The 524-nt window shown below is 44.8% G+C and carries 1 protein-coding gene; it reads left to right on the forward strand.

Going from position 1 to position 524, the window contains the following annotated elements; all coding sequences use genetic code 11:
• Positions 1 to 147 precede the first annotated feature (147 nt).
• Positions 148 to 524, forward strand: a 377-nt coding sequence (locus R8N47_RS28250) for an NAD(P)/FAD-dependent oxidoreductase (protein ID WP_318186488.1), incomplete at its 3' end; no start/stop codon positions are given.

Genomic DNA, 524 nt, shown 5'->3' on the forward strand with positions numbered 1-524 from the left:
GTTTGATTTTCATACCCATATCACTCTTTCATGCTTCAAAGCTATGACCACCTCTCATCGAATTCACGTTTACGTTAACTGAGCTATAGTTTTCTATATAAACGAAAAATGTCACCCAGATGACGAAAATAAAAAGGAAGCACAAAAATGGAACGTGAATGCATGGAGTTTGATGTGGTGATCGTCGGAGCTGGCCCTGCGGGGTTAAGTGCAGCATGTCGATTAGCACAGTTGAACCAAGATCGTGAAGGCGAAGCGCTGTCAATTTGTGTGGTAGAAAAAGGCTCTGAGGTCGGCGCACATATATTATCTGGCGCGGTGTTTGAAACTCGCGCCTTAGATGAGCTCTTCCCAAATTGGAAGGAAATGGGAGCGCCCGTTTCAGCTCCCGTTCAACATGATGATTTTCTCTATCTAACAACGGAGCTTAATCATATACGTGTGCCCCACTTCCTCACGCCTAAACCCATGCATAATGACGAAAGCAACCACGTTGTTAGCCTTGCTAATCTTTGTCGCTGGAT

Source organism: Vibrio sp. 2132-1 (assembly GCF_033344315.1).